Raw genomic sequence first — 16,240 nt, 5'->3', positions numbered from 1 at the left:
GATTCCCCATCAGGGTTTACCATCAGGATTCCACAGGGACCTCCCCCCACAAAACCGCCGGACCGGCCCAGCCAGTCCGGCGGTTTTGTGTCTGCATCCTGCGCATTCGGCGCTGTTTTTCCGCCTCTGCCTTCCGTATAGTGCCGCCGACAGACCACAGCCAACGGCCCCTGCGGATCCCGGATCATGACTGCCCTGGCGGACCAACTCGAAAGCGCAATCGCCCTGACCGGCATCGCACAGAGCCTGTTTTTCATCGGCCTGCTGCGGGCAGAGGGGCCACGCGCCCATGCGGCAAACCGCTGGCTTCAGGTTTTCCTGATCGCAACCGCCCTGACCATGGGCGAAGGAGTGATCGAAGGCCAGCAGCTGTATGCCAGTGTCCCGTGGCTGTTTCTGGTCACTCTGCCGCTGACATTTGCACTGGCCCCGGCAGTTATCCTCTACCTGAAGGCTCTGGCCGGGGAACCCAGCCGTCATCCATGGCGCCACCTGTTCCACGTCCCGCTGAGTATGGCCGTCAACCTGCCGATTCTGCTGCTGCCGTCGGACACCAAGCTACAGATCATCAACGACGGAACCCTGTCTGATGCCGATGAAACCCTGTTTCTGACCTGCATCCTGACCCTTGTGGTATGGCTGCTGGTTCAGACCACCGCTTACACGTTGTACGGTTGGCGGCTGCTGGCCCGTTTCAGCGGGCGGCTGTGCCGGGATTTCGGGGCTACCGGCGGCGCACCGCTGTACTGGATGCGCTGGGTCATGGTGTGCCTGACCGCCGTTTACGGCATTTATGCCATCACGCAGATCGGGGCGCTGCTTGACCTCTATTCCTCTCGCTGGCTGGATTTGACCGTCACCCTGATGCAGGTTCTGATGGTTTTCATGCTGGGGTACCGGGGGCTGCGAACCCCCGTTCTGTTCACCGGCAGCGACGATGCCGTGCCTGTGCCCGCAGCCCCGGCCCCCCAGACCCCGGCTTCCACACCCCAGGCCCCGGCGGACCCGCCCGCGCCGGAGTCCCGCCCCCTGCCCGACCCTGATGCTGCGGCAGCCATCGCCGCCCGGCTGCTGGAAGCAATGCGCCGGGACTCGCCATACCTTGACCCTTTACTGACCCTGCCCCGGCTGGCGGTGCGGGCAGGCACATCGGCCAACACCCTGTCTGCGGTGCTGAACCAGCATCTGGGGGTCAATTTCTTCGACTTCGTCAACGGCTACCGTGTCGAAGATGCGACCCGGCTGCTGCTGGCCGACCCGGACCGGACCGTTCTTGATATCGCCATGGAGGTCGGATTCAATTCCAAGTCCACCTTCAACGCCGCTTTCAAGAAACACACCGGCACCACCCCCAGCGCATGGCGGAAAGCCGGACTGCCCGCACGCGCCTGACCCCATAAAAATCAAAATATTGATTTTTAAATAAAAAATGACCATCCGGACGAAATTCGCACTGTCCGGATGACCATCCGGACGTCGATTAGAACCGTTTGGACGTCCGAACAAATGATCCCGGACGCCATCTGTCTGCCTCTGCGGCACTGTCCGGCCCGACATCAGCCACCCCACTCTTCCAGTTGATGTCAGCGGCTTTCACGGATCATTTCCGAAGGACAGTTTCATGTCGCTTTCTCTCCCCACGCCCCCCGGATTCATGACCCTGCCCCCGGCGGCGGATCGCACCGGCAGGAGCAGACACTCCCTGACCGGGGGCCTTCTGCTGGCCACCGGAGTCGGTGCGCTGGTGGCAGCCATTGTGCTGCTGCTGGCCTCCCCCGTGCAGGCCGCATCGGCCAAGCCCGGTCAGCCTGCCCCGGCCGGGCAGCAGCCACCGATGACATTTCCGTCTTTTCAGCCCCCGCCTGCCCCCACAGATCCGTGGTTTGACGGCAGCTGGACCATCGGTGCCGGGGCCGCCGTTGCATCCAGCCTGTACAAAGGTAAGGATACCGAGGTCTCACCGCTGCCGATCATCAGCTTTGACAGCGAGCGGCTGCACATCGGCGGCGATGGCCTTGCCGTCACCGCCGTCACCTTCGGCGACACTCTGGCACTCAAGGCGCTGGCCGGATATCAGGACAAACCGTTCAAGCAAAAAGACAGCGATATGCTGCGCGGTCTTCACACCCGCAAAGCCGCCATCGAAGGCGGGGCCAGTCTTGAATATGCCAGTCCGCTGGGGGCGGTCAGCCTGACCTACCTCACCGCGCTGAACAACGCCTATGACGGCGGCAGCGTTGACCTGAGCTATGACTGGGGACTGGAACGGAACCGCTGGCGGCTGGGGGCCGGGGTCGGCCTGATGTGGCAGAGCGCCGGTCTGGTTGACTATTACGTCGGCGTCCGCAGTGACGAAGCCCGCGCCGACCGCCGGGCCTACGACCCCAAGGCCGCCCTGCTGCCCCACGCCTCGCTGTCGGCGGGGTATGCCCTGACCTCTGACAAGGCGTGGTGGCTGAATGCCGGGGTCGAAGTGACCGGACTGCCGAAGGAATACACCGACAGCCCGATCGTCGATGCCGATGCCATGGTCAGCGGGATGCTGGGCATCAGCTACACGTTCTGACCGGGGCCGGAGCCGGGGCCAGCAACGTCAGCGGTTGACCGTCCCCATGGACTCGGCGGGGTAGCGGTCTCCGGCGGCAGCCCGCAGGGGAAACGCTGCCTCCAGCCCGGCACGCTCTTCCGCCGTCAGGGTCAGGGCAACGGCGGCGACGTTCTCGTCAAGCCAGCGGCGGCGTTTGGTGCCGGGAATGGGAACCACATGCGGCCCCTGTGCCAGCACCCACGCCAGAGCAAGCTGTGATGCCGAAACCCCGCGCCGGGCGGCCATCTGCCGCAGGGCCTCCACCAGATGCAGATTGCGGAGGAAGTTTTCCCCCTGAAAACGGGGACTGTGACGGCGGTAATCATCCGGGGCGAAATCGTCCGGGCTTTTCAGCTCCCCGGTCAGGAAGCCGCGCCCCAGCGGGGAATAGGGCACAAACCCGATGCCCAGCGCCGCACAGGTCGCCAGCACACCGGTTTCTTCCGGGTCACGGGTCCAGAGAGAATATTCACTCTGCACCGCCGTGACCGGGTGCACCGCATGGGCCCGGCGGATGGTGTCAGTGGCGGCCTCCGACAGGCCGATAAAGCGGATTTTTCCATCCGCCACCAGATCGGCCAGCGCCCCGACAGTGTCTTCCACCGGCACCGCCGGGTCGATGCGGTGCTGGTAGTACAGATCAATCCGGTCGGTGCGCAGGCGGCGCAGGCTGCCTTCCACCGACTGGCGGACATAGTCAGGATGCCCGCTGACACCCCGGTGCTGCGGGCGGGCCGGATCCCGCAGGATGCCGAACTTGGTGGCCAGAAACACCCGGTCACGGTGCGGGGCGAGGACTTCCCCCAGAAGATCCTCGTTGGTGAACGGGCCGTACATATCAGCGGTGTCAAACAGGGTGATGCCCTGTTCCACCGCACGGTGAAGGGTGGCGGCAGCCTCGGCGCGGTCCTGCCCGGTGGAATAGAAGTCGGTCATGCCCATGCAGCCCAGCCCGATGGCGGAAACCTGCGGGCCGGACGGGCCAAGAGTACGGATGTGCATTGGTAAACCTCCTGCACTGTCAGTCAGGGGGCCGGGGAACACCCCCGGATCCGGCCATCACAGTGACTGTTACCGTCGGGACGATAAATCTCAGAAAGCGTTCCGCATTATTCAAAAACAGGTTCTAATCTCGGTACGGATACAGGTGAAGGATCATGGACCGTATTCAGGCGATGCAGATTTTCGTTCAGGTGGTGACGCAGGGCAGCTACAGCCGCGCCGCGACGCTGATGGGTGTGCCCCGGGCCGCCGCCACGCAGGCGGTGCAGCAGCTTGAGGCCCGGCTGGGAGTCCGGCTGCTGAACCGGACCACCCGCCACGTCAGCCTGACGCTGGACGGGGATCTGTACTTCCAGCGCTGTCAGGTGATTCTGGGGGATCTTGAGGACACGGAAGCCACCTTCCGCGCCGGGCGGACCCTGCCGAAAGGGCGGCTGCGGGTGGATATGCCCGGCGCCCTCGGGCGGCTTCTGGTGATCCCGGCCCTGCCTGAGTTCACCCGCCGCTACCCCGACATCACGCTGGAACTGGGGGTACGTGACCGCACCGTCGATCTGATCCGCGAAGGGGTCGACTGCGTGCTGCGGGCCGGGGATATCAGCGACACCTCACTGGTCTGCCGCCCGGTCGGGGTGCTGGAACAGATCACCGCCGCCAGCCCGGACTACCTGAAGCGCCACGGCACCCCGCTGACCCCGCAGGAGATCGGCAGCGGTCACCGCATGGTCGGTTACCTGTCCAGCCGCACCGGCCGCCCCTATGACCTCGACTTTGTTGAAGGCGGCATCCTCAGCCACGCCAGCCCGCCAGTCACCGTGACGGTCAGTGATGCCGGGGCCTATATCGCCAGCGGCGTCGCCGGGTATGGTCTGGTGCAGGGGCCGCGCTATCACCTTGACCCGCTGATCGCCTCCGGCCAGATGACCGAGGTTCTGTCCGGGTTCCGCCCCCCGGCCATGCCGCTGTCGGTGCTGTATCCGCCGGGGCGGCACCGCCTGCCGCGCCTGCGGGTGTTCATCGACTGGCTGTGCGCCGCACTGGCCCCGGCGACGGCTTCGCCTGCCTCCATCGCCGCAGAATAACGGGCCGCACCGGGAAACACTGGTCAGGCCTCTGGAAAGGCTCCATAGTGCCAGACCTCCCCGTCGGCTGCGGTTGCGGACCGCCGGGGCTGACCTTACGTGAAGGTACAACCGCCCACAGGAGTAGGAGCGCCGCATGGCTGACCTCGCCGTTACAGAAGATCTGTTCTTCACCCGTGCCGGACTGGACAAAGACGGGGCGCTGCGCTCCCTGACGTCGGCGCTGGAGGGCATGGACGACGGCGAGCTGTATCTGGAATACCGTCAGTCTGAAGCAGTCAGCCTTGATGACGGCAAGATCCGCTCTGCCACCTTCGACACCGCACAGGGTTTCGGCCTGCGGGCGGTGGCGGGCGAGACGGCGGGCTATGCCCATGCCTCCACGCTTGATAACGCCTCAATCGAGCGCGCCGCCGAAACCGTGAAGGCGGTGCGCGGCGGCCATTCCGGCACACTGGCAGCCGGGCCGGTGGGGACCAATCAGGCGCTGTATACCGATCTCAACCCGATTGCCCCGGTGCCGTTTGAAACCAAGGTCAAACTGCTGTCGGAAATCGACGCCTATGCCCGCAGCCGCGACCCGCGCGTCAAGCAGGTGATGGCATCGGTCGTCGGATCGTGGCAGGCGGTGCATATCCTGCGCGCGGATGGCGCTGCGGCGGACATCCGCCCGCTGGTGCGCCTGAACGTGACGGTAATGGTCGAACATGGCGGGCGCCTTGAGACCGGCACCCACGGCCTTGGCGGCCGCACCGGCTTTGACATGATCCTTGATGAGGCGACCTGGAAGGCCGCCACGGATGAAGCCCTGCGGCAGGCGCTGGTCAATCTGGACAGCATCGACGCCCCGGCAGGCGAAATGCCGGTGGTGCTGGGCCCCGGCTGGCCGGGCGTGCTGCTGCACGAAGCCGTCGGCCACGGGCTGGAAGGCGACTTCAACCGCAAGAAGACCTCGGCATTTTCAGGGCTGCTCGGCAAGCGGGTGGCCGCCCCCGGCGTAACGGTGGTGGATGACGGCACCCTGCCCGACCGGCGCGGGTCGCTGACGATTGATGATGAAGGCACCCCCAGCAGCCGCACTGTGCTGATCGAAGACGGGATCCTGACCGGCTATCTGTTTGACCGGATGAATGCCCGCCTGATGGGCATGAAGCCGACCGGCAATGGCCGCCGTCAGTCTTACGCCCACAAGCCGCTGCCCCGCATGACCAATACCTTCATGCTGGGGGGTAAGGATGACCCGAAAGATATTCTCGGCAGCGTCAAAAAGGGCCTGTACGCAGTGAATTTCGGCGGCGGGCAGGTGGATATCGTGTCAGGGAAGTTTGTGTTCTCCTGCACCGAAGCCTATCTGATCGAAGACGGCAAAATCACTGCCCCGGTCAAGGGGGCGACCCTGATCGGCAACGGGCCGGACGTGCTGACCCGGGTCTCGATGATCGGCAACGATATGGCGCTGGACCCCGGTATCGGCACCTGCGGCAAGGACGGTCAGGGCGTGGCCTGCGGCGTCGGCCAGCCGACCCTGAAGGTTGACCTGCTGACCGTCGGCGGCACCAGTGTTTAACAGCCCCTAAAACAGCGGGCCGGCACGGCCCTCTCCACAAGATCCATGACAGGAAACAGGCGGCGGGGCCATCGCTCCGCCGCCTGCTTTTGTTAAACCGGGGGCTGCTGCTTACTGCGCGGTCCAGCCGCCATCCACCGGCAGGGTGGTGCCGGTGATGTTGTGGGCGGCTTCCGAACACAGGAAGGCTGCCAGCGCCCCGATGTCTTCCGGGGTGGAAAAGCGCTTTGACGGCTGTTTTTCACCGACCAGCGACCGTTCGCCATCCAGCAGGTTGCCGCCGACAAGGGCGGCGCGGGCCTCGATCTGCGGCTGCACCAGCGGGGTCTTGACCCAACCGGGGCAGATGGCGTTGCAGGTGATGTTGGCCTCGGCATTTTCCAGCGCCACCACCTTGGTCAGGCCGACCACGCCATGTTTGGCCGCCACATAGGCCGCCTTGTGGATCGACCCCACCAGCCCATGCACCGAGGCGGTGTTGATGATGCGCCCCCAGCCCCGCGCCTGCATGCCCGGCAGGGCGGCGCGGATGGTGTGGAAATACGACGACAGATTGATCGCCAGAATCGCATCCCACTTCGCCACCGGAAAATCCTGCGTCGGGGCGACGTGCTGGATGCCGACATTGTTGACCAGAATATCCACCCGCCCAAAGGCGGCTTCGGTCTCGGCGATCAGGGTCGAGCAGGCATCCCCCTGCGACAGGTCCCCCGCATTAAACCGCACATCGACCTTAAACTCTTTTTCCATCGACGCCCGCAGCCGTTCCAGATCAGCCGGGTCGCCGAAGCCGTTGATCATCACATTGGCCCCCTGCGCCGCCAGCGACCGGGCAATGCCCAGACCGATGCCGCTGGTGGATCCGGTGACAACCGCGCTTTTGCCTTTCAGCATCGTTTCTCTCTCCTGCACTGCCCCGACCGGCGGGGCCTGAAACCCTGTGTCCCCGGTCAGCGGGGTTTAAAAAACGCTTCGGCGGCGCTGCGGGCGCTGGTCTTACGGGCAATCGCGTCGCGGGCGCGGGCAATCTCCGCCTCCAGCCCGGCGATGTACTCGTTCAGCTGCTCCAGCCCCATCACCTCAAGATCACGCTTTTCCGCCGGGGTGGCCCCCAGAAAGCTGCCCGCCACCGGGCGGGGCGGATCAAGGTCGTCGGTGTCCATTGTCATCTCCCGCAGGCATCCGCCAGAAAAGAGTCTTGCCTTCAAGGGTGCCGGGTCAGAGACTGTCTGGCAAGCTTTTCAGACTGTTCCGCAGCGCCGGGAGACATCCGCCATGCCCCAGACCGCCATGCCCGCCATCCCCCCGACCATCCCCCCGGCCCTTCGGTGCGTCACCATCGCCGGTCCCGGCGGGCCGGAGGTTCTGGTGCCGGCGGAACGGCCGATGCCCCAGCCGGGGCCGGGCGAGGTGCTGATCGCGGTGGCCGCCGCCGGGGTCAACCGGCCCGATGTAATCCAGCGGCAGGGCAGCTATCCGCCGCCGCCCGGCGCGTCCGATCTGCCGGGGCTGGAAGTGGCGGGCACGGTGATCGCCACCGGGCCGGATGTGACCTCGCCGCAGGTTGGCGATACCGTCTGCGCCCTGCTGACCGGCGGCGGTTACGCCAGCCATGCCATCGCCGCCGCACCGCTGTGCCTGCCGGTTCCGGCGGGTCTGTCGCTGACCGAGGCCGCCGCCCTGCCGGAAACCCTGTTCACCGTCTGGCACAATGTGTTTGAGCGCGCCGCCCTGAAAGCCGGGGAAAGCCTGCTGATCCACGGCGGATCTTCGGGCATCGGCACCACCGCCATTCAGCTTGCCACCGCGCTGGGGGCCCGGGTGACCGTCACCGCTGGCAGTGCCGAAAAGTGCGCCGCCTGTATCGCGCTGGGGGCCGAGCGGGCCATCAATTACCGCGAGGAAGATTACGTCGCGGTCTTTAAGGAAGCCGGACTGACCGCCGATGTGGTGCTGGATATGGTCGGCGGCGATTACATCGGCCGCGACCTGAAAGTGATGGCGGTGGAAGGACGGCATGTGAATATCGCCTTCCTCAACGGCTCAAAGATCCAGATTGATATGATGCCGGTGATGCTGAAGCGCCTGTCGCTGCTCGGCTCGACCCTGCGCCCGCAGCCGGTGGCCAACAAAGCGCGGATGGCCGCAGGCCTGCGGGCCACCGTCTGGCCGCTGATTGAAGCCGGCAGGCTGAAGCCGCAGATCCACGCCACCTTCCCGCTGGATCAGGCCGCCGCCGCCCATGCGATGATGGAAAGCAGCACCCACATCGGCAAAATCGTGCTGACGGTGGATTGACGCCCGCACCGGCGCGCCCGTTCATCCGGGCTGCGCCGGATATCTGATCTCCTTCCTCAGCAGGCCCCCCGGTTAAGACACAGTGCAGGCAGACAAAAATTTTTGCCCCCCGCAAACCCGCATAAACAGGCTGTTTTCCCCTTGATGCCCCATCGCAACCCTTGTTTGAAAGCGCGATTTACCGTAAAGGATCAGATCTGAATATGTTTACGGGTTTTTTCCGAAAGGGATTGTGACATGGCGCTGCCGCTCATGCCGAAGGCAACGGCCGTCTGGCTGGTGGAAAACACCGCTCTGACCTTCGAACAGATCGCCGCGTTCTGCGGTATGCATGAACTTGAGGTGCAGGCCATTGCCGATGGCGAAGTCGCCACCGGGATCGTCGGGCTCGACCCGCTGGCCAACGGCCAGCTGACCAAGCAGGAACTGGAGCGCTGCGAGAAGGACTCGCGCTACCGTCTGGTGCTCAGCGCGTCTGACATTCCGCGCCCGCAGGCCCGTGCCAAGGGTGCCCGCTATACCCCGGTGTCCAAGCGTCATGACCGCCCCGACGCCATCGCATGGCTGCTGAAGCACCATCCGGAACTGACCGACGCCCAGATTTCCAAGCTGATCGGCACCACCAAGCCGACCATCAGCACCGTGCGCGATAAGTCGCACTGGAATGCCGCCAACATCAAGGCGCGCAACCCGGTGACGCTGGGGCTGTGTTCGGAAATGGATCTGGAAAAGGAAATCGCCCTGGCGCCGCGCCGCGCCGGTGTGGTGGTTGCCCCGCAGGTCGATTATGCCACCGAAGCGGAACAGGCACCGGAACGTGACCGCCATGAAGAGCGCGTTGACGAAGCCGTGCCCGCCTTCCTGCGCACCAGCCCGGTGAAGCAGGAAGAGAACGAAGACGACTTCTGATCTTCCGGCTGACTGCCCCGAAGAAACCCCGCCGCAAACGGCGGGGTTTTTCGTTTGAAGACAGATCTCATCCGCCGATCACAGGCGTGGACTGTTGAGGCCACGGATTTTCCCCCGCGCGCAGCCACCGCAGACTGTCTGCCCAGAACCCATCGGCGTGGCTGTCATGAAATAGGGCAAAGTGGCCGATCCGGTCACGCCCGTAATCAGCCGGTGACAGACGCACCATTGTGCGCTCCGCCCCCCTGTAATAGGCCAGCGTGCGGGTAATCGCCGGAACAGTGCCAAACTCGTCATCAGCCATTGTGACGGCCAGCAGCGGGGCACGCACCGCCGCCATCCGCCGCAGAATCTCCGCCCGTTCTGCCGGTGGATGGCTGCGTTCAAAACGCGGACCACGGAAACTCCATTCATTGGCAACCCCGGCGGGCAGATCTTCCAGCCATCCCAGCCGACGCCCGGGAAAATACCCATACAGCGCGGTCAGCAGTGGCATCGCCAGATGCCATTTCAGCAGCAGCCCGGGACGCTTCTGCCGGGCATAGTCGCCACACCATGCATACTGGGCCCCCATCGTCAAAATCCGGTCAAGCCGTGGTGCAGCCTCTGCCAGACCGGGCAGAAACCCCCCGATACTGTGCCCGACCAGCATCAGCGGTCCGGCTCGGTGTTGCTGATCCAGCAGCCGCAGCGCCGCATCACAGTCCAGTGTGCCCCAGTGATACCAACGGATGCCGCTGCCGCGCAGCCGGGTCGGGCGTGACAGGCCAATCCCCCGGTAATCATAGGTCAGCACATCAAAGCCCTGCCCGGCCAGAAAGCGGGCGTAGCGGTGATAATAACGGGAAAGGACGCCGGTGGCGCAGTTTATCAGCACACTGCCGGACGGCGTAAGGTCGGCCGTCCGCCACAGGTGGCCGCCCAGAATGAAACCATCACGGCAGAGGATACTGACCGGCTGGCCTTCAGGGGCGGCGGGGGGTGTCTCGGTATGGGTCATGCCCCACGATAGCCACGGGGGCGGCATTGTGTATATACACTGGTCGGTATACCATCATCCCCATGCCAAACACACCGCCCCCTCTTCCGCCACCGGACCCGGCCCCCGAAAAGCCAACCCGCGACCGCATTCTGGATGCGGCGGCAAAGCTGTTTCAGGCCAGCGGCGTGCGGGCGGTCAGCGTTGACGCGGTGGCCAGCCGGGCCGGTGTGACCAAGCGTACCCTGTATTATCACTTCCGCAGCAAAGACGACCTGATCGCCGCGTATCTGAGCGGGCGCGATGCGCCCAACCTGACCCTGTTCCGTCAGTGGTACGACAGGGCAGACGGCGACTGTGCCGACCGCACCGCCGCTCTGTTCCGGGGGCTGGCACAGGCGGTCAGGCACCCGAAATGGAAAGGGTGCGGGTTTCTGCGTACCGCGGTGGAACTGATTACCCTGCCCGGCCATCCCGCCGTGGTTGCCGCCCGCCGCCACAAACACAGGGTCGAAGACTGGCTGACAGCCGCATACACGGCCGTATACCCCCCGGATGTCGCCCGTGCGCTGGCCCGGCAGGTCTGTCTGCTGATTGACGGGGCCTTCGCCCTGGTGATGCTGCACCGCGACCCAGCCTATATGGACTGTGCCGGGCAGGCTGCCGCGGCATTGCTCCGCAGCAGCCTGCCCGGACAGATCAGCCCGGACGCAGATCAGAACTTAACCTGACCGCGCAGCCAGACGGTGCGCCCCGGCTCATTGACCCGGGTGGTCTGTTGATAGCCGTCTCCGGCAAGGGTGTTGGTCCCCGCCTTGCTGACGTACTCGGCATAGGTCTTGTCGAGCAGGTTATCGACCCCGGCGGTCATCGTCACCGCCTCCAGCGGGCGCCAGCCAAGGCTGAGGTTGACGGTGGCAAAGCCTTTCGACGGCGCGATATCGGTGCCGACAATGTTGCCCCAGCCGACATCGGTGCGGTCCTGTTCCGCCACGGCCCGCAACTGCACCCCGCCCATGAAGGTGCCGTCGTCGTAGCGCACACCGACGGTTCCTTCCAGCGGTGAAATCTGCGCCAGCGGCTTGTCTTCGGTGGTGTTCTCGCCCCGGGTATAGGCCAGCGCGGTTTCCACCCGCCACGACGGCAGGACCTGATAGCCGACCTCGGCCTCGCCGCCGAACAGCCGGGCATCAATGTTCTTGCCGGTGGCGGATGACAGCAGGATGTAATCCGCCGTCTGCCCGGCAAAGCCGGACAGGCCGATCCGCCACGGGCCGCTGTCGTGCAGGGCACCGATATCAATCTGGGTGGTGCGCTCTTTCTCCAGATCAAACTTCTTTGACCGCTCCCAGTAATCCGGGGCGCGCTGGGTGTGCGACAGGGCACCGTAAACCGTCACCGGCAGGCCAAGATCCAGATCGTGTTCGTACCGCGCCAGCAGGGCGTGCAGGGTGTCGCTGTCTGACGGGGTGCCGACGCCGTCGTTGTCGGTGGTGTCCACATCGGTCAGCCGGTAGCCCAGCGTGCCCCGGCTGGTGTCGGTCAGGTCCTGCGTCACCTCGGCATACAGGCTGTGACTGTTAAAGGTCATATCCGTGACGCGGGCTTTATCCTCATACCGGACCCCGGCCAGATACTCGGCCCGGGTCAGGCCGCGGGCGGTGCGGACATCCTGATTATAGTCAAAGCCGACTTTCAGCAGCATGCCCTTGACCGGATCGAAATCCCCCTGCAGCCGGAAGCCCTGATTGGTCCGCTCCGGGTTGCTGAGGGCCGACATCATGGATGTCCGGTCAAACTGCCGCAGGCTGAAGCGGTCCATCACATGGTCAACGTAGTTATAATAGGCCTGCCCTTTCAGCTGCACCACGCCGGGGGCGACATTCCTGCGGATCAGATCCAGCTTCAGGTCGCGGCGGTCAAACACCGTGCCGTCCATCATGCGGTCGGCGTAGGCGGCCTCAGCTTCGCTGACGTCAATCCCCAGCTCGACCGTGGTGTCTTCGTTGGGGGTGAACCCCAGCAGGGCCGTGCCGCTGGTGCGTTCATACTGCGAATGAACCCGCTGATCAGAACCATCCTTGTAGTCATTGGACCGGGAATGGGTGCCGATGGCCCGGATATAGCCTTCCTTCGCGCCGCCGGTGGCATCCAGCATCTGGTCATTGCGGCCATACCCGCCGATCAGGGCGCTGGCATTGCCCCGCATGCCCCAGTCGTCAAAGGGCTTGGTGTCCCGGTTGAACAGAATAGTCCCGGCACTGGCCCCACCGCCGTAAACCACCGACTGCGGCCCCTTGAGGACAGTGATGCTGTCGTACGATTCCGGGAAGGCATAGGTGGTCGGCGGGTCCATCCGTCCGGCACAGCCCCCCAGCAGCGGGGTATCATCCAGCAGGATGTTCAGGCGTGATCCGGTCTGGCCGCGCAGCAGTGGTTCGCCGCCGGTGCCGCCCTTCCGGATCATGGTAAAGCCGGGTACGGACTTCAGATAGGCCCCGCCATCCGCCGCCGGAATCGGCGTCTGCGCCGCCTTGGGGTCCAGCGTCAGCACCATCGGCTCAGTCAGTTCAGGCGCGGTGATGACCATCGGGGTCAGGGTGGAAGAAGAGGACGGCGCAACCGTCTGCGCAGCGGCGGAGGTCAGAGCCAGAACCGACACGGCACAGCCCGACGCACCGCGCAGCAGCACGGTACGGGAAACAGAAAACACGGACATCAGAAGATCCCCACGGCATGAAAGGGGTCAGCGGCAAGCCTGCCCCCCCTGCGTGGTCAGCAGCGGGGTGGGCCTATGCGGAAAGACAGGGCTGACACCCCGGCGGCGGGGCCCGGCTGGCACAGGCAAAGCGCCACAGCAGACGCGGCGGGGCGGTGATCCGCACACTCCGGCGGACCGCCTCCGCCCGGCGGAGATCCGGCACCAGCAGCATAACGGCGATGAAAACCGCCAGCGCCACCGCAGCGGCGCCACTCATCCACCAGCAGCAGTCATGGGCGGATGACAGCGGGTTGGCGGCTATTCTGTCACCGCTGTCGGTCATTCCGGCGCACAGTTCAGCCGTCAGAAACACCGGCCCCCCGTCTGCCGCCGCCAGCAGCGACCCGCCGACCGGCGACAGGGCCCGCCCCAGCACCACCAGCCCCAGCAGCAGCGACAGCAGGGCCATCCGCAGGCCCGGCAACCGGGCCCGCAGCAGGCGCGGCAGCGCGGCTGAGGCAGGAGAAAACGGCATTCAACAACACCGGACAGTGGAATGACTGAGCGGACCCTAATCCCACATTTAAAAAATAGCTATCGAAAATCCGCCACCGCCGCCGCCAGACGGCGCACCGCCTCGGGGATCTGCTCCGGCCCGACGCTGCCGACGCTCAGCCGCAGGGACGATGCAAACCCCCCGACCGGCGAGAACAGCGGCCCCGGCACCACCGACAGACCATGGCGGCGCGCGGCGGTCATCACCGCCATCGCCTCCAGCCCCTGCGGCAGGGTCAGCCAGAGATTCATCCCCCCCTGCGGCTCGGCAACCGTGGTTTCCTGCGGCATGTGGCGGCGCAGACCGGCAATCAGCAGATCAATCCGGCGGGTGTATTCCGCCACGGCCCGCCGGGCCAGCCGGGCATGGCCGCCACTGTCAAGAAAGCGGGCAATCACCGCCTGCGCCGGGGACGGATGCGACAGATGCCGCCGGAAGCTGATCTGCACCACCTCCTCGTACCAGCGGCCCGGCACGATCCAGCCAATCCGCAGGCCGGGGCCGACGGTTTTCGACACCGACCCGCACAGCATGCCATCGCCCCCGGCAAAGGCCAGCAGCGGGCGCGGATCCGCCAGCGGGCCATGAAAAAAACCGAAACAGTCATCCTCAATCAGCGGCACCCCGGCCCCGGCCAGATCCCGCCGGATTTCCTGCCGGGCCGCCACCGGCACCGATCCCCCCAGCGGGTTATGCACCGCCGGACTGAGGATACAGGCCGCCAGACGGCCCCCGGCCCCGTCACCGGCCCGCAGCGCCGCCCGCACCGCCGCCGGAGAGACCCCGGTCTGGCTGTCCGCCGCCAGCTCCACCACCCGCAGGCCCCGCCCGGCCAGCGCCAGCAGCACGCCGTAATAGGCCGGGGACTCCACCGCCACCACCGCCCCGGGGGCGGTCACCGCCGCCAGAGCCAGATCCAGCGCCTCCATACAGCCATTGGTGATGATGATCTCGTCGGGGCTGCGGTGCAGACCACGATCTTCCAGCATCCGCGCCACCGCCCGCCGCAGGGCCGGATCTCCCGCCGGGTCACTGTAACGGCCCAGCAGATCGTTTCCGCTCTGGCGCAGGGCGGTGGCATGCAGACGCGACAGCGTGGTGATCGGCAGCAGATCCGGCCCCGGCAGCGCCGCCCCCATCGCCATCAGGCCCGGCTGATGGCGGTCGCCCAGAATCTGCCGGGCCAGCGCCGGAAGTGCCACCGCCTGCGGACGCCCCGCCCCCGGCTGCGGCGTCACCCCGGCCCGGGCCCCCCGGACAAACCAGCCGGACCGGGGCCGGGGCTCGGCCAGACCGGCATCTTCCAGCATCTGTAACGCCCGCACCGCCGTCTGGGGATTGACCCCTTCAGCCCGCGCCAGAACCCGCACCGACGGCAGGCGGTCACCGGGGCGGAACACCCCCTCGCGGATCCGGGCCGTCAGGCTGGCCGCCAGCCGGTCAGCGACCGTATCGCCCCCGCCAGCCCCATCGCCCCCAGAAAGACCGACCATCTCCGCCCCCATCTGTACCCCTTAACTTTCACGCCAACTGTATCTGTATCGGTCGCCTGTCATCAACTACCGTCTGCGGATCACCCCGTGCCGGAGACCGCCGCCATGCCAGCCCTGCCCCTGACCTCCTCCCCCCTGCGCACCGGCCTGCTGCTGGGCACGCTGGGGGTGATCCTGTTTTCGCTGACCCTGCCGGTGACCCGGCTATCCATCCTGCTGTCCGGCCTGTCACCGCTGGCGGTGACACTGATACGGCTGGATGTCGCCAGCGTGCTGGCGGCCCTCTTCCTGCTGCTGGCCCGTGCCCGCCTGCCTGCCCGCGCCCTGCTGCCCGATCTGATGGCGGTGGCGGGCGGGGCGGTGATCGGTTTTCCGCTGTTCATGGCCTATGCCGTCACCCTGATCCCGCCGGAACAGTCCCCGGCCAGCCATGCCATTGTCGTCAACGGCCTGCTGCCGTTCGCCACTGCCGTCGCCGCCACCCTGCTGTGCGGTGACCGTCCTTCCCCCGGTTTCTGGCTGGTGGCACTGGCAGGCAGCGGCTGTGTGGTCGGCTACGCCCTGACGCTGGGCGGCGGGGCTTTCTCGGTCGGGGATGTGGCCATGGCGGCGGCGGTGCTGTCAGCCGCCACCGGTTACGCCTGCGGATCACGCCTCAGCCGCCATCTGCCGAGCTGGCAGGTGATCTGCTGGGCGGTGCTGCTGTGTGCGCCGCTGGCACTGCCGCTGACCATCGCCCTGCCGTGGATCGACGGCCCGATCCCCGCTGCGGCATGGAGCCTGCCCAGCCTCGCGTCGCTGCTGTATCTGGGGGCAATCAGCCAGTTGATCGGTTTCTTCGCATGGTATCGCGGGCTGTCACTGGGGGGCACTGCCCGGGTCAGCCAGGTGCAGCTTCTGCAACCGTTTCTGTCCCTGCTGGGGGCCGCCGTGCTGCTGAACGAAGTGCTGACCCCGCTGACCCTGATCATGACCGTGGTGGTCGCCACGCTGGTGATGATCGGCAAGCGGATGCCGGTGAAGGTTGGGTAAGGGGTTTTGCCCGGCTCCTGAAGCGGCCAGCCGA

Annotated in this window: 15 protein-coding genes; 8 read left to right on the top strand and 7 right to left on the bottom strand. The window is 65.9% G+C overall.

The window, feature by feature from the left end:
• Positions 1–186 precede the first annotated feature (186 nt).
• The gene (locus G365_RS22700) at positions 187–1,392 is read left to right on the top strand and encodes an AraC family transcriptional regulator (protein ID WP_019644347.1); all 1,206 of its coding nucleotides are present in this window, start codon (positions 187–189) and stop codon (positions 1,390–1,392) included.
• A 229-nt stretch (positions 1,393–1,621) separates the two neighbouring features.
• Entirely contained in the window at positions 1,622–2,566 is a 945-nt protein-coding gene (locus G365_RS20340; RefSeq protein ID WP_081628440.1) for a MipA/OmpV family protein, read from the top strand.
• Between the two features lie 27 nt (positions 2,567–2,593).
• Here the strand turns inward: G365_RS20340 and G365_RS0104665 are convergent, their stop codons facing one another.
• A complete protein-coding gene (locus G365_RS0104665; protein ID WP_019644345.1) occupies positions 2,594–3,589 on the bottom strand; it encodes an aldo/keto reductase in 996 nt (331 codons plus the stop codon).
• A gap of 155 nt (positions 3,590–3,744) precedes the next feature.
• Here G365_RS0104665 and G365_RS0104660 point away from each other — a divergent pair, with 155 nt between their 5' ends.
• A complete protein-coding gene (locus G365_RS0104660) occupies positions 3,745–4,671 on the top strand; it encodes a LysR family transcriptional regulator (RefSeq protein WP_019644344.1) in 927 nt (308 codons plus the stop codon).
• Between the two features lie 136 nt (positions 4,672–4,807).
• Entirely contained in the window at positions 4,808–6,238 is a 1,431-nt protein-coding gene (tldD, locus tag G365_RS0104655) for a metalloprotease TldD (protein WP_019644343.1), read from the top strand.
• A 111-nt stretch (positions 6,239–6,349) separates the two neighbouring features.
• Here the strand turns inward: tldD and G365_RS0104650 are convergent, their stop codons facing one another.
• Together G365_RS0104650 and G365_RS0104645 are read right to left on the bottom strand one after the other, a co-directional pair.
• On the bottom strand, positions 6,350–7,132 hold the full coding sequence (locus G365_RS0104650) for a 3-hydroxybutyrate dehydrogenase (RefSeq protein ID WP_019644342.1): 783 nt from the start codon (positions 7,130–7,132) through the stop codon (positions 6,350–6,352).
• A gap of 56 nt (positions 7,133–7,188) precedes the next feature.
• The gene (locus G365_RS0104645) at positions 7,189–7,401 is read right to left on the bottom strand and encodes a DUF1192 domain-containing protein (protein ID WP_019644341.1); all 213 of its coding nucleotides are present in this window, start codon (positions 7,399–7,401) and stop codon (positions 7,189–7,191) included.
• Positions 7,402–7,513: 112 nt separating this feature from the next.
• Here G365_RS0104645 and G365_RS0104640 point away from each other — a divergent pair, with 112 nt between their 5' ends.
• Together G365_RS0104640 and G365_RS20335 are read left to right on the top strand one after the other, a co-directional pair.
• Positions 7,514–8,536: an NAD(P)H-quinone oxidoreductase gene (locus G365_RS0104640; RefSeq protein ID WP_019644340.1), complete on the top strand. Its 1,023-nt coding sequence runs from the start codon at positions 7,514–7,516 to the stop codon at positions 8,534–8,536.
• A 237-nt stretch (positions 8,537–8,773) separates the two neighbouring features.
• Entirely contained in the window at positions 8,774–9,445 is a 672-nt protein-coding gene (locus tag G365_RS20335; RefSeq protein WP_019644339.1) for a DUF1013 domain-containing protein, read from the top strand.
• Between the two features lie 67 nt (positions 9,446–9,512).
• Here the strand turns inward: G365_RS20335 and G365_RS0104630 are convergent, their stop codons facing one another.
• Positions 9,513–10,445, bottom strand: a complete 933-nt coding sequence (locus G365_RS0104630) for an alpha/beta hydrolase family protein (RefSeq protein WP_019644338.1) — start codon at positions 10,443–10,445, stop codon at positions 9,513–9,515.
• Positions 10,446–10,507: 62 nt separating this feature from the next.
• Between G365_RS0104630 and G365_RS0104625 the strand changes: the two genes are divergently transcribed.
• A complete protein-coding gene (locus tag G365_RS0104625; protein ID WP_019644337.1) occupies positions 10,508–11,155 on the top strand; it encodes a TetR/AcrR family transcriptional regulator in 648 nt (215 codons plus the stop codon).
• On the opposite strand, the gene G365_RS0104620 is transcribed toward G365_RS0104625, so the two are convergent.
• The 3 genes from G365_RS0104620 to G365_RS0104610 form a co-directional block, all read right to left on the bottom strand.
• Positions 11,140–13,143 (bottom strand): TonB-dependent copper receptor, encoded by a 2,004-nt coding sequence (locus G365_RS0104620; RefSeq protein ID WP_019644336.1) that lies wholly within the window; start codon positions 13,141–13,143, stop codon positions 11,140–11,142. The genes G365_RS0104625 and G365_RS0104620 overlap by 16 nt on opposite strands.
• Positions 13,144–13,216: 73 nt before the next feature.
• On the bottom strand, positions 13,217–13,660 hold the full coding sequence (locus G365_RS0104615) for a hypothetical protein (RefSeq protein ID WP_019644335.1): 444 nt from the start codon (positions 13,658–13,660) through the stop codon (positions 13,217–13,219).
• A gap of 59 nt (positions 13,661–13,719) precedes the next feature.
• The gene (locus tag G365_RS0104610) at positions 13,720–15,174 is read right to left on the bottom strand and encodes an aminotransferase-like domain-containing protein (RefSeq protein ID WP_169545048.1); all 1,455 of its coding nucleotides are present in this window, start codon (positions 15,172–15,174) and stop codon (positions 13,720–13,722) included.
• 105 nt (positions 15,175–15,279) lie between these two features.
• Here G365_RS0104610 and G365_RS0104605 point away from each other — a divergent pair, with 105 nt between their 5' ends.
• A complete protein-coding gene (locus G365_RS0104605) occupies positions 15,280–16,206 on the top strand; it encodes a DMT family transporter (protein ID WP_051089837.1) in 927 nt (308 codons plus the stop codon).
• Positions 16,207–16,240: the final 34 nt, after the last annotated feature.

The organism is Novispirillum itersonii subsp. itersonii ATCC 12639 (assembly GCF_000381985.1).
In the GTDB taxonomy this organism is placed as follows: Bacteria; Pseudomonadota; Alphaproteobacteria; order Rhodospirillales; family Rhodospirillaceae; genus Novispirillum; species Novispirillum itersonii.
The sequence above is the reverse complement of the archived record's forward strand: the minus strand, read 5'-3'. Positions and strand labels throughout refer to the sequence as shown.